This is a genomic window from Loktanella atrilutea (assembly GCF_900128995.1).
Classification (GTDB): Bacteria; Pseudomonadota; Alphaproteobacteria; order Rhodobacterales; family Rhodobacteraceae; genus Loktanella; species Loktanella atrilutea.
Genome location: NZ_FQUE01000001.1, coordinates 376,693 through 399,880 on the forward strand (window position 1 = coordinate 376,693; position 23,188 = coordinate 399,880).

25 protein-coding genes are annotated in these 23,188 nt (G+C 67.7%); 12 read left to right on the forward strand and 13 right to left on the reverse strand.

Annotated elements, in window-relative coordinates:
* Positions 1-4: 4 nt before the first annotated feature.
* The 4 genes from BUA54_RS01780 to BUA54_RS01795 are packed head-to-tail and all read left to right on the forward strand — an operon-like array spanning position 5 to position 2,482.
* Entirely contained in the window at positions 5-220 is a 216-nt protein-coding gene (locus BUA54_RS01780) for a DUF6494 family protein (RefSeq protein ID WP_072855484.1), read from the forward strand.
* Complete coding sequence (locus tag BUA54_RS01785; protein WP_072855485.1) at positions 217-1,281, forward strand: Mrp/NBP35 family ATP-binding protein; 1,065 nt, start codon at positions 217-219, stop codon at positions 1,279-1,281. The genes BUA54_RS01780 and BUA54_RS01785 overlap by 4 nt, the downstream gene beginning before the upstream one ends.
* Positions 1,278-1,982 carry a biotin/lipoate--protein ligase family protein gene (locus tag BUA54_RS01790; protein ID WP_072855486.1) on the forward strand — a complete coding sequence of 235 codons (705 nt, stop codon included), beginning with the start codon at positions 1,278-1,280 and terminating at the stop codon, positions 1,980-1,982. The genes BUA54_RS01785 and BUA54_RS01790 overlap by 4 nt, the downstream gene beginning before the upstream one ends.
* Positions 1,979-2,482: a DUF6505 family protein gene (locus tag BUA54_RS01795; RefSeq protein WP_072855487.1), complete on the forward strand. Its 504-nt coding sequence runs from the start codon at positions 1,979-1,981 to the stop codon at positions 2,480-2,482. Before BUA54_RS01790 ends, BUA54_RS01795 begins: the two co-directional genes overlap by 4 nt.
* A 15-nt stretch (positions 2,483-2,497) precedes the next feature.
* On the opposite strand, the gene BUA54_RS01800 is transcribed toward BUA54_RS01795, so the two are convergent.
* Positions 2,498-2,926: a cupin domain-containing protein gene (locus BUA54_RS01800; RefSeq protein WP_072855488.1), complete on the reverse strand. Its 429-nt coding sequence runs from the start codon at positions 2,924-2,926 to the stop codon at positions 2,498-2,500.
* Between the two features lie 131 nt (positions 2,927-3,057).
* Here BUA54_RS01800 and BUA54_RS21515 point away from each other — a divergent pair, with 131 nt between their 5' ends.
* Entirely contained in the window at positions 3,058-3,687 is a 630-nt protein-coding gene (locus BUA54_RS21515) for a PRC-barrel domain-containing protein (protein ID WP_245810539.1), read from the forward strand.
* Between the two features lie 186 nt (positions 3,688-3,873).
* On the opposite strand, the gene eno is transcribed toward BUA54_RS21515, so the two are convergent.
* From eno to BUA54_RS01820, 3 genes are all read right to left on the reverse strand, one after another.
* Positions 3,874-5,151 carry a phosphopyruvate hydratase gene (eno, locus tag BUA54_RS01810; RefSeq protein WP_072855489.1) on the reverse strand — a complete coding sequence of 426 codons (1,278 nt, stop codon included), beginning with the start codon at positions 5,149-5,151 and terminating at the stop codon, positions 3,874-3,876.
* A 37-nt stretch (positions 5,152-5,188) separates the two neighbouring features.
* On the reverse strand, positions 5,189-6,079 hold the full coding sequence (locus BUA54_RS01815; protein ID WP_072855490.1) for a DMT family transporter: 891 nt from the start codon (positions 6,077-6,079) through the stop codon (positions 5,189-5,191).
* Positions 6,080-6,222: 143 nt separating this feature from the next.
* Positions 6,223-6,633, reverse strand: coding sequence for a Fur family transcriptional regulator (locus BUA54_RS01820; RefSeq protein ID WP_072855491.1), 411 nt, complete (start codon positions 6,631-6,633; stop codon positions 6,223-6,225).
* Between the two features lie 151 nt (positions 6,634-6,784).
* Between BUA54_RS01820 and BUA54_RS01825 the strand changes: the two genes are divergently transcribed.
* Positions 6,785-7,537: a DUF533 domain-containing protein gene (locus tag BUA54_RS01825; protein ID WP_072856097.1), complete on the forward strand. Its 753-nt coding sequence runs from the start codon at positions 6,785-6,787 to the stop codon at positions 7,535-7,537.
* Here BUA54_RS01825 and BUA54_RS01830 read toward each other — a convergent pair.
* The 4 genes from BUA54_RS01830 to BUA54_RS01845 are packed head-to-tail and all read right to left on the reverse strand — an operon-like array spanning position 7,534 to position 11,522.
* The gene (locus BUA54_RS01830) at positions 7,534-8,511 is read right to left on the reverse strand and encodes a CorA family divalent cation transporter (RefSeq protein WP_178352693.1); all 978 of its coding nucleotides are present in this window, start codon (positions 8,509-8,511) and stop codon (positions 7,534-7,536) included. The two genes, BUA54_RS01825 and BUA54_RS01830, sit on opposite strands and share 4 nt — an antisense overlap.
* The gene (locus BUA54_RS01835; RefSeq protein ID WP_072855492.1) at positions 8,498-9,352 is read right to left on the reverse strand and encodes a PhzF family phenazine biosynthesis protein; all 855 of its coding nucleotides are present in this window, start codon (positions 9,350-9,352) and stop codon (positions 8,498-8,500) included. Before BUA54_RS01835 ends, BUA54_RS01830 begins: the two co-directional genes overlap by 14 nt.
* Positions 9,349-10,608 carry a cation:proton antiporter gene (locus BUA54_RS01840; protein WP_072855493.1) on the reverse strand — a complete coding sequence of 420 codons (1,260 nt, stop codon included), beginning with the start codon at positions 10,606-10,608 and terminating at the stop codon, positions 9,349-9,351. The genes BUA54_RS01835 and BUA54_RS01840 overlap by 4 nt, the downstream gene beginning before the upstream one ends.
* A 44-nt stretch (positions 10,609-10,652) precedes the next feature.
* On the reverse strand, positions 10,653-11,522 hold the full coding sequence (locus BUA54_RS01845; protein WP_084114000.1) for a GNAT family N-acetyltransferase: 870 nt from the start codon (positions 11,520-11,522) through the stop codon (positions 10,653-10,655).
* A gap of 70 nt (positions 11,523-11,592) precedes the next feature.
* Between BUA54_RS01845 and BUA54_RS21710 the strand changes: the two genes are divergently transcribed.
* Positions 11,593-11,715 carry a hypothetical protein gene (locus BUA54_RS21710; protein WP_281250627.1) on the forward strand — a complete coding sequence of 41 codons (123 nt, stop codon included), beginning with the start codon at positions 11,593-11,595 and terminating at the stop codon, positions 11,713-11,715.
* Here BUA54_RS21710 and tyrS read toward each other — a convergent pair.
* A complete protein-coding gene (gene tyrS / locus BUA54_RS01850) occupies positions 11,712-12,962 on the reverse strand; it encodes a tyrosine--tRNA ligase (RefSeq protein ID WP_072855494.1) in 1,251 nt (416 codons plus the stop codon). The genes BUA54_RS21710 and tyrS overlap by 4 nt on opposite strands.
* 61 nt (positions 12,963-13,023) lie before the next feature.
* Between tyrS and BUA54_RS01855 the strand changes: the two genes are divergently transcribed.
* The gene (locus tag BUA54_RS01855) at positions 13,024-14,124 is read left to right on the forward strand and encodes an anhydro-N-acetylmuramic acid kinase (RefSeq protein ID WP_072855495.1); all 1,101 of its coding nucleotides are present in this window, start codon (positions 13,024-13,026) and stop codon (positions 14,122-14,124) included.
* A gap of 117 nt (positions 14,125-14,241) precedes the next feature.
* A complete protein-coding gene (locus tag BUA54_RS01860) occupies positions 14,242-14,850 on the forward strand; it encodes an outer membrane protein (RefSeq protein WP_072855496.1) in 609 nt (202 codons plus the stop codon).
* Positions 14,851-14,950: 100 nt separating this feature from the next.
* Here the strand turns inward: BUA54_RS01860 and BUA54_RS01865 are convergent, their stop codons facing one another.
* Positions 14,951-16,123: a pyridoxal phosphate-dependent aminotransferase gene (locus tag BUA54_RS01865; RefSeq protein ID WP_072855497.1), complete on the reverse strand. Its 1,173-nt coding sequence runs from the start codon at positions 16,121-16,123 to the stop codon at positions 14,951-14,953.
* A gap of 31 nt (positions 16,124-16,154) precedes the next feature.
* The gene (locus BUA54_RS01870) at positions 16,155-16,511 is read right to left on the reverse strand and encodes an MmcQ/YjbR family DNA-binding protein (protein ID WP_084114108.1); all 357 of its coding nucleotides are present in this window, start codon (positions 16,509-16,511) and stop codon (positions 16,155-16,157) included.
* A 220-nt stretch (positions 16,512-16,731) separates the two neighbouring features.
* On the opposite strand from BUA54_RS01870, the gene cysS reads away from it, so the two are divergent.
* The 3 genes from cysS (at position 16,732) to BUA54_RS01885 (ending at position 20,666) form a co-directional block, all read left to right on the forward strand.
* Positions 16,732-18,177, forward strand: a complete 1,446-nt coding sequence (gene cysS, locus BUA54_RS01875; protein ID WP_072855498.1) for a cysteine--tRNA ligase — start codon at positions 16,732-16,734, stop codon at positions 18,175-18,177.
* A 70-nt stretch (positions 18,178-18,247) separates the two neighbouring features.
* Positions 18,248-19,867, forward strand: a complete 1,620-nt coding sequence (cimA, locus tag BUA54_RS01880) for a citramalate synthase (RefSeq protein WP_072855499.1) — start codon at positions 18,248-18,250, stop codon at positions 19,865-19,867.
* Between the two features lie 31 nt (positions 19,868-19,898).
* The gene (locus tag BUA54_RS01885) at positions 19,899-20,666 is read left to right on the forward strand and encodes a squalene/phytoene synthase family protein (RefSeq protein WP_072855500.1); all 768 of its coding nucleotides are present in this window, start codon (positions 19,899-19,901) and stop codon (positions 20,664-20,666) included.
* Here BUA54_RS01885 and BUA54_RS01890 read toward each other — a convergent pair.
* Both BUA54_RS01890 and BUA54_RS01895 read right to left on the reverse strand, forming a co-directional pair.
* A complete protein-coding gene (locus tag BUA54_RS01890; RefSeq protein ID WP_072855501.1) occupies positions 20,663-21,877 on the reverse strand; it encodes an MFS transporter in 1,215 nt (404 codons plus the stop codon). The two genes, BUA54_RS01885 and BUA54_RS01890, sit on opposite strands and share 4 nt — an antisense overlap.
* 28 nt (positions 21,878-21,905) lie before the next feature.
* Positions 21,906-23,168, reverse strand: coding sequence for a cobyrinic acid a,c-diamide synthase CobB (locus tag BUA54_RS01895; protein WP_072855502.1), 1,263 nt, complete (start codon positions 23,166-23,168; stop codon positions 21,906-21,908).
* Positions 23,169-23,188 lie beyond the last annotated feature (20 nt).

A 23,188-nucleotide genomic window follows, 5' to 3' on the forward strand; every position in this document is an offset into this window, starting at 1 on the left:
ACCGATGACCGACGACACCTTCAACATGTCCATGCGCAAGTTCCTGAAACAGGTCGGCGTGACCAGCCAGCAGGCGATCGAGACCGCGATGCGCGAAAAGGGCGATACCGCCGGCCAGACCTTTCAGGCGCGCGTGGTGCTGACCATCGACGGACTGGATCTGGAACATGTCGTGACCGGCCGGATCGACGGCATGGACAAGGACGACACCACCGCATGAGTGTCACCCGCGACGCCGTCCTGACGGCCCTGAACGGCATCACCGACCCCGTGACGAACGGCCCGCTGCCCGCCTCTGGCGCCGTGAAGGCCCTGACCGTGGATGACGGCGCCGTCCGCTTCGTGCTGGAAATTGCCCCCAGCCGCGCCGCCGACTATGCCCCCGTGCAGGCCGAGGCCGAGCGTCTTGTCGGTGCGCTCGACGGCGTGACCAAGGTCTCTGTGGTGATGACCGCCCACAGCACACCCGCCGCGCCGCCGGACTTGAAGCCGCAGCGCGCGGCCCCCGCGGGGCCACAGCCGATCCCGGGTATCGCCCGGATCATCGCCGTCGCATCGGGCAAAGGCGGTGTCGGCAAGTCGACGGTGGCCGCGAACCTTGCCTGCGCCCTGTCGGCCGCCGGCCGTCGCGTCGGCCTGCTGGACGCTGACGTCTACGGGCCCAGCCAGCCGCGGATGCTCGGCGTCTCTGGCCGGCCCGCCAGCCCCGACGGCAAGACGATCCTGCCGCTGCGCAACTTCGGCGTCACGATGATGTCCATCGGCCTGATGACGAACGAGGATCAGGCGGTCGTCTGGCGCGGCCCGATGCTGATGGGTGCGCTGCAGCAGATGATGAATCAGGTGCAATGGGGCACGCTCGACGTGCTGATCGTCGACCTGCCGCCGGGCACCGGCGACGTGCAGATGACGCTGGCCCAGAAGGCCCGGGTCGACGGCGCGATCATCGTGTCCACCCCGCAGGACGTGGCCCTGCTGGACGCCCGCAAGGGTATCGACATGTTCCAGCAACTGCACGTGCCGATCATCGGCATGATCGAGAACATGAGCACCCATATCTGTTCCAACTGCGGGCACGAGGAACACGTCTTCGGTCACGGCGGCGTCGCTCGCGAGGCCGAGAAGCTGGGCGTGCCGCTGCTGGCGGAGATCCCGCTGCACCTTTCGATCCGCATGGCCGCCGACGGTGGTGCGCCGATCGTCGTGACCGATCCCGACAGCGCGCAGGCAGCAGGGTTCCGCAGCGTCGCCCGGCACCTGATCGACGCGGACCTTGCATGACAGAAGACGACGTCCCGCCGCTCTTCACCGATTACACCAGCGCCGGCGCCGACCCTTGGCCGCTGGCCTGTGCCGCGGCGGCTGACGGAACGGATGCCGGTCTGGTCATCCATGACCTCGGCGACGACTGGATGCGGGCGGCGGTGGTCTTTGCCCCCGACCTGCCCCTGCGGCAGAGTGCGGCGATGCTGCCGCTCTGCGGTGTGGCCCTGCAGCGGGCGCTGGGCATCCTTGGCCCGCCGGCGCTGGTCGTTCAACTGGGCTGCGATGGCGGCGTATTCGTGAACGGGGCGGGCTGCGGTATGGTGACGATCTCTGCCGCGACGGACGATCCCGACCGGGTGCCGGACTGGCTGGTCATCGGCCTGACATTGCACTGGGCCGACGACGGCGCCGAGGGCGGTGAGGCGCCCGACACGACGACCCTTCAGGCTGAGGGCTGCGGCGAGGTCTCACCCGCCGCGCTGCTGGCCGGTTGGCTGCGGCAGGTTCTCCTCGTCCTCGACACGTGGCAGCACGATGGGATGGCAGAGCTGCATGCGGCGTGGACCGGCATGGCGCGCGGACTGGACGACACATGCGCGATCGCGGGCACGACGGGCACGCTGATCGGCGCCGATGCGGACCTGAACCCGCTGTTGAAAACCGGCGACCGGACGCGGATGATGCCCCTGACCACCTTTCTGAGGAAGACCGCATGAACCTCGCCCGCGCGATCCATTTCGACGACAGCGACACCCGCGTCTTTCACAGCCCCGCGCGGACCGGCGAATGGTGCATTTCCGGCGGTTTCGAATTCTCGAATTGGTCACAGGGCGATCTGGTCGGCAAGGCGCGTCAGGCCTTCACCAACGGCTGGCTGGGGGTCGAGACCTTTGGCCGCACCAGTTTCGTCGCCGTGACGCCGATCACGCCGGCCGAGATCGCGCGCCTTGCCGACGCACTGGCAGCGCATTTCGTGACGATCTACGGCGCCCCGGACGTAGAAACCGCCCGGCCGACGGCGCTGGAGGAGTTGCATCAGATGACGGAGCTTTGCGCCGGTCACGACATCAACACGCTGCTGACCGTCACCCGCGACCTGACGGAAAACGGCGTGCGCGAAAGCTTCCGCGCCCTGCCGCCGCAGGCCGCCGCACTGGACCAGTTCGCGATCCATGTGACCGACGACGCGCCGCACGGCCACGATCACGACCACTAGGGACGGCGCAAGGGATCACGTATCGCCGGACGGAATGTTGAACCCGGGCGGCGTTAGGGTGAAACCGGCGAAGTCGAACCCGGGGGATACGGTGCAGCTGACCAGCGACCAGTCGCCGGTGCTTTGCGCCGATTGCCAGTGGCCCGCCGGCACAATGGCCTGAACCGCGTGTCCCTGCAAAACCTTTGGACCCAGCACCGTAGCATGGGCGGGCCCGGCTGACGTGGCCGCCTGGCGCAGGATCAACGGCGCGCCGGCGTGGTGAAACCAGATCTCCGTCGCATCGACGGTGTGCCAGTGGCTGATCTCTGCGGCCTTCAGCAGGAACAGGATCGCGGTGCCGGTGGGACGGCCGGGATTGTCGGCCACCCATGTCTGGCGATACCAGCCGCCCTCGGGGTGGGGCGACAGATCCAGGTGGGCAATCAGGTCGTCGGCAGTCATCGGGCGTCCTTTCTGAATCAGGCATCGCAAAATCTTAAACTGGGTTAATAAATGATATTCCAGGCAATCCGGTATGCAACCGAATGCCGTGCCAGCCGTTGTTGCATCAGATCACTAAACAGGAGAGAACAATGAATATTCTCAAGACAAGCACCGCAGCCCTGGCCCTCACACTCGCCGGTTCGATGGTATCCGCCGAGAGCCACATGAACGCTGACGGCACCGCCGTCGACACCAATGCCGAGCAGGCAGAGCAGTCGATGGAGAATGCAGCCGATTCCGCAGGCAACGCTGTCGAGAACGCCGCCGACGCCACCGGCAACGCTGTCGAAAACGCCGCCGATGCGACCGGCAATGCGGTCGAAAACGCCGCTGCCGATGTCGACGAAATGCAGAACTTCGATCTGACGACGTCGGAAAATCTGATCCGCACCCGTGATATCACGGGCGGCCAGATCTGGCGCATGGATGCGGCGGAAGACAACACCATGTGGACCGACAACGAGACCTATGAAGGCACCGGCGAAGGCTGGGAGCGTATCGGCTCGATCGAGGACGTCGTGCTGTCGCGTGACGGTCAGATGGTCGGCATCGTCGGCGAAGTCGGCGGTTTCCTCGGCCTCGGCGACAAGATGGTGCTGATGCCCGTAGAGAACGTGCGTCTGACGGCGCTGGACGATGGGACCTATGCCTACGTCACGCAGATGACGCAGGAAGACATCGAAGCCGCACAGGACGTGGACGAAGGTTTCTGGGAGTAATTTCTCGGACCCAGACGTTCGATGGAAGGGGTGGCGAAAGCCGCCCCTTTTTCGTGTGTCAGACGGCCAGGCGGCGTGCCGGGGGCCAGCCCCCGGCACGCCGAGATATTGGCGACGGTCTCAGCGCATCATGCCGAGGCGAGGCGGGACCGCGCACGAGAGGCGAGGCGGTCCACGCCGCTGCCGTCAGCTCCGCAGGATGCTGCGCCCGGCGTATAGTGCGGTCTCGCCCAGCATCTCCTCGATCCGGATCAGCTGGTTGTATTTTGCCAGCCGGTCGGACCGGGACAGCGATCCTGTCTTGATCTGGCCGCAGTTGGTGGCGACGGCGAGGTCGGCGATGGTCGTATCCTCGGTTTCGCCCGACCGGTGCGACATGACGTTGGTGAACCGGGCGCGGTGGGCCATATCGACGGCCTGCAGCGTCTCGGTCAGGGTGCCGATCTGGTTGACCTTGACCAGCATGGCATTGGCCGACCCGCGCCTGATGCCTTCGGCCAGTCGCTTGGGGTTGGTCACGAACAGGTCGTCGCCCACAAGCTGCACCCGGTCGCCCAGACGGTCGGTCAGGGCCTTCCAGCCGTCCCAGTCGTCCTCGGACATGCCGTCCTCGATGCTGATGATAGGGTAGTCGTTCACCAGCTTTTCCAGATAGTCGACGTTCTGATCGGAGGTGAGCGAGGCACCTTCGCCCTTCATCTCGTACTTGCCGTCCCTGAAGTATTCGGTCGAGGCGCAGTCGAGCGCGAGGTAGATGTCCTCGCCGGGGGTGTAGCCGGCCTTCTCGATCGACTTCAGAATGAAATCAAGCGCTTCGCGGGTGGAGTTCAGGCCGGGCGCAAAGCCGCCCTCGTCGCCGATGCCGGTGTTGTGGCCGGCGGCAGACAGTTCCTTCTTCAGCGTGTGGAACACCTCGGACCCCATGCGCACCGCCTCGCGGATGTTGCTGGCCGCGACCGGCATGATCATGAATTCCTGAATGTCGATCGGGTTGTCGGCGTGTTCGCCGCCGTTAATGATATTCATCATCGGGACCGGCAGCATCCGGGCCGAGGTGCCGCCGATGTAGCGGAACAGCGGCTGCGACGTGAAATCGGCAGCGGCCTTCGCCACGGCCATCGACACGCCGAGGATCGCATTGGCGCCCAGACGGCCCTTGTTGTCGGTCCCGTCCAGTTCGATCATCGCCTCGTCGATACCGACCTGATCGGTGGCGTCGCAATCCAGCAGCGCCTCGAAGATCTCGCCGTTCACGGCGGCCACGGCCTCCAGCACGCCCTTGCCCATGTAACGCGCCTTGTCGCCGTCCCGGCGCTCGTGCGCCTCGTGCATCCCGGTGGAAGCACCCGACGGCACCGCGGCGCGGCCCATGGTGCCGTCTTCGAGGGTCACGTCGACCTCCACCGTGGGGTTGCCACGGCTGTCGAGGATTTCGCGGGCATGGATGTCGATGATGCTGCTCATGGGAGCCTCCGGTCGGTGGATGTTAGCGTTAACGGGGTTATATCGCGCCTGCTGCCGCAAGGGAAGCGCGGCGGCGCTGGCCTTCGCGCAGGGCGGAATAGATGCCGGACCCGACGATGATGGCGGCGCCGATCAGCGTGGCCGCATCGGGCCGTTCGCCAAAGACGGTGACGCCGACGATCAGCGCAAAGACCAGCCGGGAGTAGCGGAAGGGCGCGACATGGGACATCTCGCCGATCCGGGTCGCCGCGACGAGGGCATAATAGCCCAGAACGCCGACGACGACGGACCCCAGCACGCGCAGGGTGTCCAGCGTGCCGGGCCGGACGAAGGGTTCGCCCATGATCGCCATCAGGATCAGGCCCGTGGGCACGGTCACGCCGAAAGCGTAGGTCGACAGCCGCATCGAACTGACCGTCGCCGGCACGCGCCGGGTGGCGAGGTCGCGGATGCCCAGAAACACCACCCCCTGCACGGCAAAGAGAGAGGCGGGGCGGAACGCTTCCATCCCCGGGCGGATGATGAGGAGCACGCCGCAGAAGCCGACGCAGATCGCGACCCAACGGCGCCAGCCGACCGCTTCGCGCAGAAACAGCGCGGCCCCCAGCGTGACGAAGAGCGGCGTCGCCTGAAAGATCGCCGAGGCGGAGGAGATCGGCGTCAGCACCACGGCGGTGACGTAGCCCAGCGTGCCGAAGATCTCTCCGACATTGCGCAGCAGAACCATCGGATGCAGAGCATCGCGCTGCAGCAGGGCGGCGCCCTGCGCGCGGCAGATGACGGCGAAGACGACGCACCCGCCAAGGCCCAGCGTGGCGAGGATCTGTCCCGTCGGCAGCGCCCCCGACATCTGCTTGATGAACATGTCCTCGAGCGCGAAGCCCAGCATGGCGAGGACCATCAGTATGCTGCCGCGCAGGTTGTCCACGGGTATTCTTTCCAAGTATCTGTGCCGACCGGTTACGCCGAAGTGGCGCGGTTGGAAAGCGCCGGCCCGACATTTCGCGTGCGGGGCGGCGGGAAGCGGCGGCAGCGCCCTGCCGTCCGCACGCAGATCAGGCCGAAGGGGCCTTAGTCCTCGATCCGCTCTCCGAACAGTTCCAGCCGGTGGCCGATCAGCCGGTAGCCGAGGCGGCGGGCGATTTTTTCCTGCAGCGCCTCGATCTCGGGATCGACGAACTCGATGACCTGACCGGTCGCCATGTCGATCAGGTGATCGTGGTGGCCGCCGTCCGCCGCCTCGTAGCGGGCACGCCCGTCGCCGAAGGCGTGCTTTTCGAGGATGCCCTGCTCCTCGAACAGCTTCACCGTGCGGTAGACCGTGGCAAGCGAGATGCGCGGGTCGATGGCCGCGGCGCGGGCGTGCAGCGCCTCGGCGTCCGGGTGATCGTCGGCGGCGTCCAGCACCCGGGCGATGACACGCCGGGGTGCTGTCATGCGCAGCCCGGCGGCGGCGGCGCGGTTATGGATGGTCTGGGTCATGGCGCCTCGTTGATGCGTTCTGGTTCCGGTCTTAGCGAAGTTTCGCCCACGGGGCCATCGATCCGGTCCCCGATCGGCGGGACGCGCGTTTGCCGAGACACAAAGGCGCGGGATGTGGCATCCTGCGCCGCGCAGCAAGCGGGAGAAGACGATGAGCCTGATGAGAACACTCGCCCGGGTCGCCATGGGCGTGGCCGTGGCCAAGGGCGCCAGGGCGCTGACGCAGAACGCCCGCGCGGGCAAGTCCGGCACGGTGCTTGACGACATGCTGGGACGCCGCGGCACGACCGCGCGCACGGGTCAGACCGGCGGGCTGGGCGGCCTGCTCGACAGCCTGCAGGGGCGTCAGGGCGGGACGCGCCGCACGCCGCCCTCGTCTGGCGGTTTGTCTGACATGCTGGGCGGCCTGGCCGGGGCCGGGGGCCTCGGCGGGTTGATCGGCGGCTTGACCGGCGCGGGCACCCACCCGCGCGAGACCGGCCATTTCGGCCAGACCCTGCAGTCGCAGATCGATACCACCGCCGACCCGCAGGCGCATATCCCGCCAGAGCAAGAGGGCCTTGCCGCCGTCATGCTGCTTGCAATGGTGCAGGCCGCACAGGCCGACGGCACCCTCGACGACACCGAGCGGTCGCGCATCATGGAACACCTCGACGGCGCGACGGCGCAGGAACGCGCCTTCGTCGAGGATGCGATGACCCGGCGCATGTCCGCGGCGGAACTGGCCGCCGGCGTGCCGCAGGGGGCAGAGGCACAGGTCTATGCCATGGCTTTGATGGCCATCGACCTCGACCATCCGGCAGAGGTCGACTTCCTGCGCAGCTTCGCGGACGAGCTGGGTTTGCGGTCCGACGATGTGAACGACATCCACGCCAAGGCGGGTGTCGTGCCGCTTTACAGCTAGAACCAGCGCAACCAGCGCATGACGGCGGCCGACACGACGCCGATGACGACCATGCCGACGCACAAGACGGCAAAGGCATGGTCGTTCTGGACGCCCGGCATCCCGCCCACGTTCACGCCGAAGAGGCCGGTCAGGAAGCCCAGCGGCAAGAAGATCGCGGCGACCACGGACAGGCGGTAGCTGTTCTTTTCCAGCCGCGTGTTCTGCACCGTGTCCAGATGATCGGCCATGGCGGTCAGCCGGTCGTGCACCTCCGACAGTTCCTCCAGCGCCCAGCGGCAGCGGCTGGCGGTATCGCGCAGGCGGTGGCGCAGATCCTCCTTGATCAGGTCGGTGTCTGCCTGTGCCACCTGTGTCAGCGCCTCGGCCAGAGGGGCGACGTGCCGACGGAACTTGATGATCTCGCGCCGTAGCGGTGAGAGGTCGTCAAGCGGCGCACGGTCGTGCTCGTAGACGTCGTCCTCCATATCGTCGGCGGTATCCTCGCGGGCAAAGGCGATGCCTTCCAGACGCTCCACCAGTCCTTCGGTGATCCGGGCCAGCATGTGGCCGGGGCTGTGCGGCGCGTCGTCCGCCATGACCTGATCCCGCAGATCCTCCAGCGCGAAGATGCGTTGTCGCCGCACGGTGATGATCAGCGTCTCGGTCAGCCAGATCCGCAGCGACACCATGTCGGCGGTCTCTTCCCCGGCGTTGAGGTTGATGCCTCGCAGGGTGATGGCCATGCCGTGGTCGTCCATGTCCATGCGGGGCCGCGTCTTGTCGGCCAGCAGGGTGCGCCGCGCGAGGCCGGGCAGGTTCTGCGCCGACCAGCCCGCCAGCGCCATGTCCGACAGGTCGAAGTGCAGCCAGCGGTAGGCGGCCCCGTCGACGGGGCATGCCGCCAGGTCGGGGGCGGGCTTGGCGGTTCCGTCCGTCCAGATGTCGAAGGCGGACAGCGGCACCAGCGTTGTGTCCTCGTTATCGATCGACACGGAACTGCCCTTCCATGACCCGCACGGCATTGCCTGAAATGATGACGCCTGCGTCCGGTCCATCGGTTTGCGCAAGGATAAGCGAGGGGCGGCCCATGTCCAGCCCCTGATGGATGCTCAGCCGCTGCGGCACACCGGTCAGGTCATGAAGCAGCGCGCAGAGGGCGGCGGCGGCGCTTCCGGTGGCCGGATCCTCGGGGATATTATCGACCGGCGCGAACATCCGGGCATGGACCGTATCACCGTCGATGACATAGGCGAGCGTGGCGAAGTCGAGGCCCGCCGGATGCAGGGCCGCACCCTCCCTCATGGCGGCCACATCAGGCTGGCAGCGGCGCAGCGTGTCCCGATCCGTCAGCCGGGCGATGACGAAGGCCAGACCGACGCCGGCCTGCACCGGCGCATGCAGACCGGTGTCGATGTCGCCGGGTCGCAGCCCCAGCGCACGCGCGACCAGCGCGATATCGGGCGTCGCGTGGCGGGTCAGCGGCGTCGTGGCGGTAAAGCTGGCACGTCCATCCGCCACCGTGCAGGGGATCGGGCCCACGCCGGTTTCGAGGATCATCTCGGCCGGGAACCCGAGGTCGGCCAGCGCCACCGCCGTCCCGATCAGCGGGTGCCCGGCAAATGGCACCTCCTGCGTCGGGGTGAAGATCCGGACCCGCGCACTGTGGCGCAGGTCGTCCGGCGGAAAGACGAAGACCACCTCGGAGAAGTTGAACTCCCGCGCGATCGGGTGCAGCAGACCCTCCGGCAGGGCGCCGGCGTCGGGAAAGACGGCCAGCTGGTTGCCGCCGAAGGGGCGGTCGGTGAAGACATCGTAGACGACGTAGGCGGTCATGGGATCAGGCTCGGTTGTGGATTGACGTGGTTGGCCAGCCGCGCGACGGTCAGCCCCTGCACGATGATCGAGAAGACGACGACCATATAGGTGGCGGTCAGGATGATCGGCTTCCATTCGCCGTCCGGCAGCGACAGGGCCAGCGCCACGGATATGCCGCCCTTCAGCCCGCCCCATGTCATCACGCGGATCACCCCGCCGGAATAGCTGCGGAAGGGACGCAGCAGCGTGATCGGCACCGCCACCGCAAGCAGGCGGGCGACCAGCGCCAGCACGATGGCGGCGCTGCCCGCGATCAGGTGGGACTTGTCGAAGACGACGGCGAACACCTCTACCCCGATCAACAGGAACAGGACGGCGTTCAGGATCTCGTCGATCAGCTTCCAGAACGCCTCGACATACTTGCGTGTCTCCTCGGACATGCCCAGCCGGGTGCCGACGTCGCCGATCAGCAGCCCCGCGCACACTGCCATGATCGGGGCAGAGACATGCAGCGCCACCGCCAGCTCGTAGCCGCCGAAGGCAAGACCCAGCGTCAGCAGCACCTCCAGCGCGTAGTCGTCGATCCGCCGCATCAGGCGGAATGTCAGGAACCCCAGCACGAGGCCCAAGACTGCGCCACCGAAGGCTTCGCGCGCGAAGAGGAGCGCCGCGTCGGCCACGCCCGCATCTTCGGTCGCACTATGGCCGCCACCGGTGAAGGCGGCACCGACGAGGATCAGGTAGACGACGTAGCCCACCCCGTCGTTGAACAGGCTTTCACCGGCGATCTTGGTTTCCAGCGACTTGGGCAGGTTGGTGTCGCGCAACACCCCCATGACGGCGACCGGATCGGTGGGCGAGATCAGCGCGCCGAAGACCAGCGCCACCAGCAGCGGCATCCCGGTGATCCACGCGAACCCATAGCCCACGATGACGGTCGAGATCGCGATGCCCATCGTCGCCATCAACCCGACCGTGGCCCACTCCGCCTTCAGGTCCGACGTCTTGACGTGCAGCGCGCCCGCGAACAGAAGCAGGCCCAGCATCCCCTCCAGCAAAGCATCGGAAAATGCGATGCCTGACACCTGCCTGCGGATCGTGTCCGCGACGTTCAGGCCGGGCACGACCGCGTCGAGGGCCATGACGATCAGCGAGGCCAGCAGCGCGACGACGAGGATGCCGATGGCAGAGGGCAGTTTCAGGAACAGGTAGTTGATCGCCCCGAACAGGCCCGCGAGGACGATCAGCAACGACGCGATCTGCAACAGGGTCATGGGGCCGCCTCCGACAGGGTCGGATCTGCGCTAGCACGGCACCCTCAGCCGTGCCACCCCGGCAGGCGCACCCATGTGCCGCCAAGGCGCCGGACTGTGGCGCCGCTGCCCAGCTTGAACCGTGCCAGACCCGCCGCCGCGTCGGTGTCGATCGTGCCGAGGTCGAGTTCCGTGACGCCCGAGGCGGCCAGCCTTTGCGCCGCCGCCATCAGCAGGACGGGGTGCGCCCGCAGGCTGCGCCCCCGTGGCCCGGACCAGGCGATCTGGTAGGTCGCGGCGCGGCCGTGGCGCAGGATCAGCATGGCGGCGACGGGCGTCGCACCTTCCAGAGCGGTCAGGACCAGCGCGTCGCCGGGATTGGCGTCGGCAAAGGCGAGGCTGACCGCATGGGGCAGGGCGCGAAAGCGCTTCTGCCGCTGCTGTTCGCGGTCCGCCGCCAGAAACCAGCCATCGCGGCGGGGACAGAGCGGCCGCGCCTTGATCCGCAGACCCCTCTGCCGTCCCTGCCGGACATTGCCCCGCCACGCCGGATGACACAGGGCAAGCTGCCGGTCCGGATCGGGGTCGAGCGGCAGGACCGCGCGTGTCGCCGGGGTCATCACCCGGCGAAAGCCCGCGGCGCGCAGAAGCGTCGGGTCGTCTTCCTCGGCATTTATGACGTGCAGATTTGCGGCGCGCAGGGCCGCCACGCGTGCGGCAGGCGGGGTGTCCGCGTGAAACACCGGCCCGCGCGAGGCGAACCGCACGGTCCCCAGCGCCCCGAGGGGGCGCGACACCACAAGCACCTGACCGCCGTCCTGCAAGGCTTCGATTTCGGCTCGGCGCCCAAGACGGGTCAGGGCGCGGGCGAAACCCACGGACTGCTGCAGGGGCAGCGGAGGATCGGGCGGGGCCATGACGGGGCGCATCAGCATGGCCGATCTTAAAGCATTCGAAACCTAATGCGGTGTTAATGGCGCAAAGGCCCCTGCGAAAGGTTATCCCATGCGCCATCCCCCGACCGTCCACGGCATCCGCGCCGCGGCCCCGCGCCTGACCCTGCCGGCCGCCGCCGTGCTGGCGGCCCTGACCTGCCTGCCGCTGCTGGCGCTGGTGCTGATCCTTTAGGTCAGCCGTACCAGCGCGTGCCGCTTCTTGCCCGCAGACAGCTTCATCGGCTGGGCCAGCATGTCGGGCGTCACCATCAGGCCGGCGTCGGTCAGCGCCGCGTCGTTCAGGCGTGCGCCGTTGTCGGCGATCAGGCGCTTCGCCTCCTTGCCGGACGCCGCCAGACCGCTGCGCACGAGGATCTGCGCAATGGACAGCCCGTCGCCGATCTCTGCCGCCGTCAGGTCAAGCGTCGGCAGGTCGTCGCCGACGCCGCCCTGCTCGAAGACTTCGCGCGCCGTCGCCTCTGCCGCCTCGGCCGCGGCGCGGCCGTGCAGCAGCGCCGTGACCTCGTTGGCAAGGATCACCTTGGCAGCATTGATCTCCGACCCCTCCAGCGCGCCCAGACGCTCGCATTCGTCAAGCGACAGCTCTGTATAGAGCTTCAGGAACCGCCCCGTATCGGCGTCGGTCGTGTTGCGCCAGAACTGCCAGAAGGCGTAGGGCGCGGTCAGGTCGGCGTTCAGCCAGACGGCGCCCGCAGCGGTCTTGCCCATCTTCCGCCCGTCGCTGGTGGTCAGCAGGTGGGACGTCAGGCCATAGATCTCGTGATCCAGCACCCGGCGCGTCAGGTCGATGCCGTTCACGATGTTGCCCCACTGGTCCGATCCGCCCAACTGCAGCAGACAGCCGTAGCGGCGATTCAGCTCGAGGAAGTCATAGGCCTGCAGGATCATATAGTTGAATTCAAGGAACGACAGGCTCTGTTCCCGGTCCAGCCGCGACTTGACGCTGTCGAAGGCCAGCATCCGGTTGATGCTGAAGTGCCGCCCGATGTCGCGCAGGAAGGACAGGTAGTTCAGATCGTCCAGCCACTCGGCATTGTTGAGCATCAGCGCGCCGGTCGGGGCGTCCGAATAGTCGAGGTAGGCGGCGAAGACCTGCCGGATCCCCGCGATGTTGGCGTCGATGGCCGCGTTGTCCAGCAGCGGGCGTTCGTCGGCGCGGAACGACGGGTCGCCGACCTTCGTCGTGCCGCCGCCCATCAGGGTGATCGGCTTGTGGCCCGTCTTCTGCAGCCAGCGCAGCATCATGATCTGGATCAGCGACCCCACGTGAAGCGACGTGGCAGTCGCATCGAAACCGATATAGGCAGGCACGACACCGGCGCTCAGCGCATCGTCAAGGCCCTGATAGTCGGTGCAGTCGGCCAGAAAGCCGCGCTGCATCATCACGGCCATGAAGTCCGATTTGGGATGGTAGGTCATGTCTTGTCCCCTGTGTCGTGCCGGGGCATCAATAGCGGCGCCGCGTCACGAGGGAAAGACCATGAAGATCAAAGGACCGATCCGCGCCCTGGGGGCGATGTCGGGCACGTCCCTCGACGGTATCGACGCCGCCGTGCTGGTGACGGACGGTGTCACGATCGAGGCTTTCGGCGAAAGCGACTACCGCGAGTATTCCGACCGCGAGCGTGCGACCTTGAAGGCCGCACTCGGGCTTTGGCCCGAGGATGACGTGGCGGCGGCGGCAAAGGTCGTGGCCCACGGCCATCAGGCGCTGCTGGGCGGATTCGAGGGCATCGACCTCGTCGGTTTCCACGGCCAGACACTGGCCCATTACCCGGACGGACGCGGCACGCATCAGCTGGGTGACGGTGCGGCGCTGGCGCAGATGCTCGGCTGGCCGGTGGTCTGGGACTTTCGCAGCGCCGACGTGCGGCTGGGCGGGCAGGGCGCGCCGCTGGCGCCGTTCTACCATTTCGCGCTGGCGCGCTGGATGCAGGCCGATGCGCCGCTGGTGTTCCTCAATCTGGGCGGTGTCGGCAACCTGACATGGATCGACCCCGCCAGGACACGCCCAGAGGACGACGGCGCCCTGCTGGCATTCGACACGGGGCCCGCGAACGCCCTGCTGGACGACGCGTTGCTGAAACGGCGGGGCACCGCGCGGGACGAGGGCGGGGCGCTTGCGGCCTCTGGCACGATCCACGACGGCATCGTCGCCGACTTCCTGTCGCATCCCTACTTCTACCGCATGCCGCCGAAGTCGCTGGACCGCGATACCTTCACCGCCCTCGCCGCGGCCGTCGTGCCGCTGTCGGATGCGGACGCGGCGGCGACCCTGACGGCGGCCAGCGCGCTGGCGGTGGCCGAGTCGCTGCAGCATTGCCCGGCCCCTCCCGCGGCGATCTGGGTCGGCGGCGGCGGGCGTCACAACGCCACCCTGATGCAGATGATCGCGGCGGCGACAGACATTCCCGTGCGCCCGGTCGAGGATGCGGGCCTCGACGGCGACATGCTGGAGGCACAGGCCTTCGCCTATCTGGCAGTGCGCGTTGCCCGTGGCCTGCCGACATCCTGCCGGGGCACGACCGGCGTCAGCGCCGCCGTTTCGGGGGGAACGGTCAGCCGGAACACAAGTCTGTGATTGTTGTGCCGTTGCAACGCTGCCCGATTTCCATGCAGAACGCGGGAACGGCATGCCGTGCACACTGCGTTGAACAGGCGTAGTGTGAAGAAACGAAACCTCCCAAAGGAAGACAACATGAAAAACGTAATGATCCTCGGCGCCGTCGTCGCTATGGCGACCGCTTCCGCCGCGACCGCCGGCGGCATGGCAGCACCCGTGGTGGAGCCCGCCCCCGCACCGGTCATCACGCCGATGGCGCCGATGTCCAGCGACTGGAGCGGCTTCTACCTCGGCGCGCAGGCCGGTGCCGGCAAGGCAGAGCTCGACGGCACCTTCGGTGGCGCAGCCCTGGCCGACCAGGACCTGAACAACTACGGCGTGCACGCCGGCTACCTCTACGACCTGGGCAGCTTCGTCCTGGGTGGCGAGCTGGCCTACGACAAGCTGGACGTCGACACCATCGGTGACAACAACGATGTCGTCCGCGCCGGTGTGCTGGCTGGCTACGACGCCGGTCGCTTCATGCCGTACCTGGCCGGTGGCTATGCCTACCTCGACACCGATGCCTTCGGCACCAGCGAGAACGACAACGGCTACTACTACGGTGTGGGCGCGACCTATGCCGTGACGCCGAAAATCCGCGTTGGCGTTGAATACCTCGAGCACAAGTTCGACGATTTCAACGACACCGGCGTCGACCTGACCGCCAAGACCACCTCGCTGAAGGCCTCCTTCGCGTTCTGATCTGAACGGCCATTAAGGCAGAACGGGCATCCCGCAAGGGGTGCCCGTTTTATTTTGTTCAGGTGGCAACGGTCGAGACACGGGCCGTGCAGTCCCCGTGTCAGCCGACGCGCGTCGCCGCAAAGGCCGCGATCCGGCGCACCGCATCCGCCAGCCGGTCGTCGTCCACTGTCATGGCGACCCGGATGTGACCTGCGCCACCCTGTCCGAAACTCTCGCCCGGCATGACGCCGATCAGTTCCGCGTCCAGCAGGGCGTTCGCAAAGGATTCGCCGTCCATCCCCGTCGCACGGATGTCGAGCATGGCATACATCGCGCCGGAAATCGGCGCCGCGCGCACCGCGTTCTGACCCGCCAGCGCGTCGAGCACGATCTGGCGGCGACGGCGGAAGGGCGCGGCCACCGCCTCCTCTGCCGCTGTGCCCTGAGACAGGGCAAAGACGGCGGCATCCTGCACGAAGCCCGCGACGCCGTAGGTGTTGTGGGTGGCCAGATTGTGGATCGCATGCACGACATCCGCCGGCCCGCAGATCCAGCCGATCCGGCTGCCGGTCATCGCATGGCTCTTCGACAGGCTGTTCACGATCAGCGTCCGCTTAGCCATGCCGGGCAGGGCGCGGGGGCTGATGTGCGTGCCCTCCCAGACCTGCGTGTCGTAGACCTCGTCAGAGATCAGCCAGAGGTCGTGGTGCTGACAGACGGCCGAGATTCCGTCCATCGTGTCGGCGTCATAGACCGCGCCGGTCGGATTGTTCGGTGAATTGATCAGCAGCGACGATGCCCCCTCGGCGGCCTCTTCCAGATCGCGCCGCTGCGGCTGGAACCCATTGTCGGCGCTGACCTTGATCGCCCGCGGCACGGCGCCGACGGCGCGGATCGTGCCGGGGTAGGTGGCGTAGTAGGGATCGATGAACAGCGCCGTGTCGCCGGGATCGCAGGCGGCGTGATGAGCGGCGAACAAGCCCGCCTGACCGCCGGGCAGGATCACGATGTTCTCGGGACCCGTCGGCACCCCGGTGCGGCTTTCGATCCGCTCCGCCACCGCCGCCCGCAGGTCGTCGTTGCCGACGACGAGGGCGTAGCCCGTATTCCCGCCGGTGGCTGAACGGTGCATAGCGTCGAGGATCGCGCGGTCCGTCCCGATGTCGTGTTCGCCCATGGTCAGCTGGATGACGGGCTGGCCCGCGGCCTTCATGGCGCGGGCGCGGTAGTAGACCGCCCAGCCGTCGGAACCGCCGGCGGTGATGTTCTGGATGCGAGAGGACATTTTCATGGCCGCACCCAACCGGGCAGCGTGCGTCGTGTCAACCCGCGGTGTCGGGGGCCGGGGGCAGCGCGGCCTGCGCCTTGCGGGTCAGGCTGGCCCGGACAAGGCGGTAGGACACGGCGATCCGGTGCGCCATCTCTTCCGCCGCGGCTTCCATCGGCACGGAAACCCAGCTGGCATGGCAATAGGGGGCACGGGTGGCGACGCCCGCGTCGATCAGCATCCGCGCCGTCTCGACGCTGTCGGTATTGACCGAAACGCCGTGCGCCTGACTGCCGACGATGGCAAAGAGCTTGCCGCCGATCTTCCAGCTGTCGTGGTCGGGACCGAAGTTATGGTCCAGCGTGGCGCCGGGCAGGGCGGCGCAGAGGCGGCTGACGGTCTGGCGTGACATGGCGGCATCATGGCGCGTGTCGGCGGTGCGGGTCAACGGCGTTGCCGCAGCCCTCTCGACAGGGGCCGGGGGCGGTGCTAAGGAACATGCCATGACCAAGCGCCGCTTCCTCATTTGCTGCATTATTCCCTGCTGATCCAGTCCGCGGGCCGCTTTTTCACGTTTCATCCCCTGAATTGATGATCGAGGCCCGCAGGCGCAACCGCCCGTGCGAGGCCCCATGACCGCTGACGACACCCTCATCCGCCTGCAGAACACCCGGACCCGCCGCCGCGAGGTGTTCGAGCCGCTCGACCCCGACCGCATCGGCCTCTACCTTTGCGGTCCGACGGTCTATGACCGGGCGCATCTGGGCAACGCGCGGCCCGTGCTGGTGTTCGACGTGCTGTACCGGCTGTTGCGGCAGGTCTATGGCGCGGATCACGTGACTTACGTCCGCAACTTCACCGACGTCGACGACAAGATCAACGCCCGTGCCGCCGAGGCGGGGCGCGAGATCGGCGACATCACCGCCGAGACGATCCGCTGGTATCACGAGGACATGGACGCCCTTGGCGCACTGCGCCCGGACCACGAGCCGCGGGCGACCCAGTTCATCGGCGCGATGGTCGACATGATCCGAGAGCTGATCGATCGCGGCAATGCCTACGAAGCGGAGGGCCATGTCCTCTTTGCCGTGGACAGCTACGACGCATACGGCGCGCTCTCGGGCCGGTCCCTTGACGACATGATTGCGGGCAGCCGGGTGGAAGTCGCGCCCTACAAGCGCAACCCGATGGATTTCGTGTTGTGGAAGCCGTCTGGCGCAGGCCAGCCCGGCTGGGACAGTCCGTGGGGCGTCGGCCGTCCGGGCTGGCACATCGAATGTTCCGCCATGAGCCGCGCCCTGCTGGGGCCGGCCTTCGACATCCACGGTGGCGGCAACGACCTGATGTTCCCCCACCACGAGAACGAGATCGCCCAATCGTGCTGCGCCGACCCCGATGCGGGCTTTGCGACCTACTGGCTGCACAACGAGATGCTGCAGGTCGAGGGCAAGAAGATGTCGAAATCGCTCGGCAATTTCTTCACCGTGCGTGATCTGCTGGACGACGGCGTCAGCGGCGAGGTCATTCGCCTCGTGATGCTGGGCACCCATTACGGCAAGCCGATGGACTGGACGGCGAAGAAGCGCGAGGACGCGGAAGCGACGTTGCGGCGCTGGTATGGCATCCTCGCGGGCCACGGCTTCGGCCCCGCGCTGATCAAGGCGCTGAAGGCGGACGGCCAGTGGCAGCCCGACGCAGAGTTCCTCGGCGTACTGGCGAACGACCTGAACACGCCGGGCGCCATCGCGCGGCTGCACGTGCTGGCCAAGGGCAAGACACCGGCGCAGCTGGCGGGCTTTGCCCACGGTCTTGACCTGTTGGGACTGGTGCCCGACTGGGCCGCGCTGCCACGGCTGGCGGGCGGCGAGGGCGGCGCGTCCGTGGACGAGGCGACGGCGGCGCGGATCGACGCGCTGCTGGCCACCCGCGCGCAGGCGCGGGCGGCCAAGGACTGGGATCTGGCCGACCGCGTGCGCGACGTGCTGACGGCGGCGGGCGTCGTGGTGACGGACGTGGGCGGTCAGGCCAGCTGGCAACCCGGCCCCGACTTCGACGCCGCCGCGCTGGAGGAGATGTGATGCCGAATTTTCCAGAAAATTCGGAGGGCTGCAAATTTTCTCCGAAAATTTCGGCGCGGGAGGATAGGTCATGACGAAGGAGCGTCTGTATCTCTATGACACCACCCTGCGCGACGGCCAGCAGACGCAGGGCGTCCAGTTCTCGACCGCGGAGAAGCTGAAGATCACCGCGGTGCTGGACTCCCTTGGCATCGACTATATCGAGGGCGGCTGGCCCGGCGCCAACCCCACGGATTCGGAATATTTCGAGCAGGTCGGATCCATCCGCCCCCGCCTTGCGGCCTTCGGCATGACCAAGCGCGCGGGGCGGTCGGCCGCGAACGACGACGTCCTGGCCGCCGTGCTGAATGCGGGCACGCCCGCGGTCTGCCTCGTCGGCAAGAGCCATTCCTTCCATGTCTCGACCGCGCTGGGCATCACGAACGCCGAGAATACCGAGAACATCCGCGCATCGATCACCCATCTCGTGGCGCAGGGGCGCGAGGCCATGCTGGACGCCGAGCATTTCTTCGACGGCTACGCCGCCGATCCGGTCTATGCGCTGGAGGCGGTGCACGCCGCCCATGACGCCGGCGCCCGCTGGATCGTGCTGTGCGATACAAACGGCGGCAGCCTGCCCGACGACGTGGCCCGCGTGGTGCGCGAGGTCATCGCCTCCGGCATTCCGGGCGAAAAGCTGGGGATTCATACCCACAACGACACGGAACATGCGGTGGCGAACACCTTGGCCGCCGTGCTGGCGGGGGCGCGTCAGGTGCAGGGCACGCTCAACGGTCTGGGCGAGCGCTGCGGCAATGCCAACCTCACCACGCTGATCCCGACGCTGCTGCTGAAGGAGCCCTTCGCCAGCCGGTTCGAGACCGGGGTGACGCTGGACGCCCTGAAGGGGCTGAAGAAGGCCAGCCGCGTGCTCGACGACATCCTGAACCGGGTCCCGGCCAAGCAGGCGGCCTACGTCGGTGCCTCGGCTTTCGCCCACAAGGCGGGGCTGCACGCCAGCGCCATCGCCAAGGACCCCACCACCTACGAACACATCGACCCCGCGCTGGTCGGCAACGCGCGCATCGTGCCCATGTCCAACCAGGCCGGGCAGTCGAACCTGCGCGAACGGCTGGCGCAGGCCGGGCTGGAGGTCGCGCGCGACGATCCGCGCCTGCCGCGCATCCTCGACCGGATCAAGGAGATGGAGAGCCGCGGCTATTCCTACGATACCGCCCAAGCCAGCTTCGAGCTTCTGGCGCGGCGCGAGCTGGGCTTGCTGCCGGAATTCTTCGAAGTGAAGCGCTATCGCGTCACGGTGGAACGCCGGCGCAACAAGCGGGGCAAGATGGTCAGCCTGTCGGAGGCCGTCGTCGTGGTGAAGATCGCGGGCGAGAAGGTGCTGAACGTGTCGGAATCCATCGGCCCCGACGGATCCGACCGCGGCCCGGTCAACGCCCTGAGCCGTGCGCTGGCCAAGGACCTTGGCCCTTATCAGGCGATCATCGACGACCTGCGGCTGGTCGACTTCAAGGTGCGCATCACCGATGGCGGCACAGAGGCCGTGACCCGCGTCATCATCGACAGCGCCGACGGGCAGGGGCGGACGTGGTCCACCGTTGGCGTCTCGGCGAACATCGTCGATGCGTCCTTTGACGCCTTGCTGGATGCGATCAACTGGAAACTGATCCGCGACGGGACGGAGGTCTGATTTTGAGTATTTGTGAAAAAAGCGAGGACGCATGAGCTTCGAGGCCTGCGCCCGGCTGGTGGAGCGCGGCGACCCGGTGCGGTTCCGCGCGACGATGGCCGTGCCCGTCGCGGCGCGGCGCGTGCTGTTTCCGCTCTATGCCTTCAACCTCGAGGTTGCCCGCGCGCCCTGGGTGACCAAGGAGGCAATGATCGCCGAGATGCGCCTGCAATGGTGGCGCGATGTGCTGGGCGAGATTGCGGCAGGCGGGCCGGTGCGCAGCCACGAGGTGACGGATGCGCTGGCCGAAGTCCTCGACCCGCAGGGCGCGCGCGATCTGGATGCGCTGATCGACGTGCGGCGCTGGGACATCTACAAGGACGCATTTGCGGATCAGGCGCATTTCGACCGCTACATCGACGGGACGGCGGGGGCGCTGATGGGCACGGCGGCGCGGCTGCTTGGGACCGCGGACCCGGCGGTCGTTGCGGACTACGCCTATGGTACCGGGGTGGCGAATTTTCTGCGCGCGATTCCGGCGCTCGAGAATGAAGGCCGCAGGCCGCTGGTCGACGGGACCGTGGACGGTGTTCGGGACCTCGCGCAGTCCGCCCTGCAGCGTCTGGACCGGGCGCGGTCGCGACATGCGGCGGTCAGTTCCGGCGCGGGGGCGGCGCTTTTGGCGGGGTGGCAGGCCCGGCCTGTGCTGGTTCGCGCCGCCCGCGATCCGCAGGCCGTGGCGGCGGGGGGGGTGGAGCCCGCGTCGCTGCCGGACCGCCTGCGTCTGCTGCGGTCTGCAACCTTCGGCTGGTGGCGCTAGGCGGGCGCCCGGCGCGACGACAGGGCCAGCCAGACCAGCGCGCCGGCGGCCAGCGCGATCAGCGGCAGCATGGCGAGGTTGACCATGTCCCAGCCCTGCACAGGGCTGCCGCCGGAGCAGTTCATCAGCCCGCCGGAGGTGACCGAGGCCACCGTCACCATGCCGAAGACGATTGTGTCGTTCAGGCCCTGCACCACACCGCGCTCTGCCGTGTTGTGGGATCCGGCCAGCATCGTGGTCGCCCCGATGAAGCCGAAGTTCCAGCCCATGCCCAGCAGCACCAGCGCCCCGAAGAAGTTCATCAGCGTGACGCCCGACAGGGCCACGACACCGGCCGCCGTCAGGATCGCAAGACCTGCGCCCACGATGCGCGTGACGCCGAAGCGGGCGATCAGATGGCCGGTGAAGAAGCTGGGCAGATACATCGCGACGACATGGGCCGAGACGATGTCATTGGCATTGTTCTTGGAAAAGCCGCAGCCGACGACGGCCAGCGGCGTCGAGGTCATCACGAGGTTCATCAGCGCGTAGGAGACCATGGCGCAGATGATCGCCACGACGATGCGCGGATCGCGGAGGAGTTCGCGCCGGGTGCGCGGCGGGATCGCGCTGACCGGCTGGGGCTGGCCGCGGGTGCCTTTCGGCAGGTCGAGGAACCAGAACAGCGACATGCCGACGATGTTGATCGCGGCGACGGCAAGGTAGGTGCCGAGGTACGGCACCACCAATGCGTCCTGCACCAGCTTGTTGAGCTGTGGCCCGATCAGGGCAGAGACCAGCCCGCCGGCCAGAACGTAGGAAATCGCCTTGGGCTTGAATCTGTCCGAGGCCGTATCGGCGGCGGCGAAACGGTAGAAGCCCTGCGCGCTCATGTAGATGCCGGTAAAGAACGACCCCAGCAGCAGGACCGCGAAGGACCCGATGTAAAGACCGTAGGCCGCGATCAAGGCGCCGATGGCCCCCGCACCGGCCCCCAGCACGAAGCCGAAGCGGCGACCGCGCCGCTGCATCAGCGGCGACAGCCACGGCGCGGTGGTCATCGAACTGAAGACGATGAAACTGATCGGCAGGGTGGCGAGGCAGATGTTCGGCGACAGCATGCCGCCCGCGAGCCCGCCGATCACGAAGATCATCGGCATCTGCGCCCCGAGAAAGGCTTGCGCGGCCACGAGGACCGTCACGTTGCGCCGGGCGCGGGTATCGTCGATCACGGGATGAGTCCTCGCTGGTTCGCCTGACTTATGCCCGGTCGATCAGATGGGCGAAAGACCCCGCGACACGGCCCAGACGCAGACCCATCGGCGGCAGGGCCGTGCCTTCCGCATCGGTCGCGGCAAACAGGGGATCGCCGGCGGCCTGCAGGGTCGTGGCATAGTGGAATTCGTGCCCCGTCCAGTCCCCGACAAGCGGACCATGGGTGGCGCTCAGATGACGATAACCGAGGTGCAGTTTCCGGGTGGCGAAAGAGGTATCCAGCCGCAGCAGCCCGGCCATCGGGTGAACGATGCCGGATGCATCCATCAGGCTGTCACCCAAGGCCATGTATCCACCGCATTCACCATATACATCAGTTCTTTGCGACGCTTTCATGATGCTTTGCATGAAGCTCCGCGCGGCAGAGAGGCGGCCTGCGTGAAGCTCTGGATAGCCGCCGGGGAGGACGATCAGGTCGGCGTCCGGCACGGGGTCGTCCGCGAGGGGCGAGAAGAAGGCGACCTCGGCCCCTGCGGCGCGCCAGTCCTGCAGATGGTGAGGATAGAGGAAGGAGAAGGCCGCATCCCGCGCGATGGCGATCCGTTGCGCAGGCGGTGGCTGGACACGGGCGCTTGCGTCGGTCAGCGGCATCGCGAGGGCGACCATCCCGTCCAGATCGCAGCCCGCCGCGACCCAGTCCGCAGCGCGGTCGAGGAAGGCATCGAGTGCAGGATCCTCCGCCGCCTGATGCAGACCGAGGTGACGCGCGGGGCGCGCGATGTCGGGATTGCGCGGCAGCATCCCCAGCACGGGCAGGTCGAGCGGGGCGAGAGCACGGCGCAGCATCGCGCCATGCCGGTCGGACCCCAGGTTATTGAGGATCACGCCCGCAATCCGCACGTCAGGGTCCCACCGCAGGAAGCCCGCGACCAGCGGGGCGACGGATTGCGCCATGCGCGCGGCATCGACGATCAGCACGACCGGCAGGCGCAGCAGGCGCGCCAGATCGGCGGTGGCGCCGCGTCCGTCCGGCGGGGCGCCGTCGAACAGGCCCATTCCGCCTTCGATCAGCAGCAGGTCCGGCGTGGCGGCGCGGGCGGCGATCGCCTGCGGCGTCATCGCCCAGGCGTCGAGGTTCAGGCAGGGCCGGCCGCAGGCGGCCGCGTGGTAGCCGGGGTCGATGTAGTCGGGCCCGGACTTCGCCCCCCGCACGGCGACGCCTCTGCGGGTCAGGGCGCGGAGCAGCCCCAGTGTCACGGTGGTCTTGCCGCTGCCGGACTGCGGCGCGGCGAGGATCAGGCCCGGCATCGGCGCACGGGTGCCTCGGG

Bases quoted from the DNA above. Each gene is read 5' to 3' on its own strand.
- BUA54_RS01780 (WP_072855484.1), top strand. From the start codon at position 5: ATGACCGACGACACCTTCAACATGTCCATGCGCAAGTTCCTGAAACAG.
- BUA54_RS01785 (WP_072855485.1), top strand. From the start codon at position 217: ATGAGTGTCACCCGCGACGCCGTCCTGACGGCCCTGAACGGCATCACC.
- BUA54_RS01790 (WP_072855486.1), top strand. From the start codon at position 1,278: ATGACAGAAGACGACGTCCCGCCGCTCTTCACCGATTACACCAGCGCC.
- BUA54_RS01795 (WP_072855487.1), top strand. From the start codon at position 1,979: ATGAACCTCGCCCGCGCGATCCATTTCGACGACAGCGACACCCGCGTC.
- BUA54_RS01800 (WP_072855488.1), bottom strand. From the start codon at position 2,926: ATGACTGCCGACGACCTGATTGCCCACCTGGATCTGTCGCCCCACCCC.
- BUA54_RS21515 (WP_245810539.1), top strand. From the start codon at position 3,058: ATGAATATTCTCAAGACAAGCACCGCAGCCCTGGCCCTCACACTCGCC.
- eno (WP_072855489.1), bottom strand. From the start codon at position 5,151: ATGAGCAGCATCATCGACATCCATGCCCGCGAAATCCTCGACAGCCGT.
- BUA54_RS01820 (WP_072855491.1), bottom strand. From the start codon at position 6,633: ATGACCCAGACCATCCATAACCGCGCCGCCGCCGCCGGGCTGCGCATG.
- BUA54_RS01825 (WP_072856097.1), top strand. From the start codon at position 6,785: ATGAGCCTGATGAGAACACTCGCCCGGGTCGCCATGGGCGTGGCCGTG.
- BUA54_RS01835 (WP_072855492.1), bottom strand. From the start codon at position 9,352: ATGACCGCCTACGTCGTCTACGATGTCTTCACCGACCGCCCCTTCGGC.
- BUA54_RS01840 (WP_072855493.1), bottom strand. From the start codon at position 10,608: ATGACCCTGTTGCAGATCGCGTCGTTGCTGATCGTCCTCGCGGGCCTG.
- BUA54_RS01845 (WP_084114000.1), bottom strand. From the start codon at position 11,522: ATGCTGATGCGCCCCGTCATGGCCCCGCCCGATCCTCCGCTGCCCCTG.
- BUA54_RS21710 (WP_281250627.1), top strand. From the start codon at position 11,593: ATGCGCCATCCCCCGACCGTCCACGGCATCCGCGCCGCGGCCCCGCGC.
- tyrS (WP_072855494.1), bottom strand. From the start codon at position 12,962: ATGACCTACCATCCCAAATCGGACTTCATGGCCGTGATGATGCAGCGC.
- BUA54_RS01855 (WP_072855495.1), top strand. From the start codon at position 13,024: ATGAAGATCAAAGGACCGATCCGCGCCCTGGGGGCGATGTCGGGCACG.
- BUA54_RS01860 (WP_072855496.1), top strand. From the start codon at position 14,242: ATGAAAAACGTAATGATCCTCGGCGCCGTCGTCGCTATGGCGACCGCT.
- BUA54_RS01865 (WP_072855497.1), bottom strand. From the start codon at position 16,123: ATGAAAATGTCCTCTCGCATCCAGAACATCACCGCCGGCGGTTCCGAC.
- BUA54_RS01870 (WP_084114108.1), bottom strand. From the start codon at position 16,511: ATGTCACGCCAGACCGTCAGCCGCCTCTGCGCCGCCCTGCCCGGCGCC.
- cysS (WP_072855498.1), top strand. From the start codon at position 16,732: ATGACCGCTGACGACACCCTCATCCGCCTGCAGAACACCCGGACCCGC.
- cimA (WP_072855499.1), top strand. From the start codon at position 18,248: ATGACGAAGGAGCGTCTGTATCTCTATGACACCACCCTGCGCGACGGC.
- BUA54_RS01885 (WP_072855500.1), top strand. From the start codon at position 19,899: ATGAGCTTCGAGGCCTGCGCCCGGCTGGTGGAGCGCGGCGACCCGGTG.
- BUA54_RS01895 (WP_072855502.1), bottom strand. From the start codon at position 23,168: ATGCCGGGCCTGATCCTCGCCGCGCCGCAGTCCGGCAGCGGCAAGACC.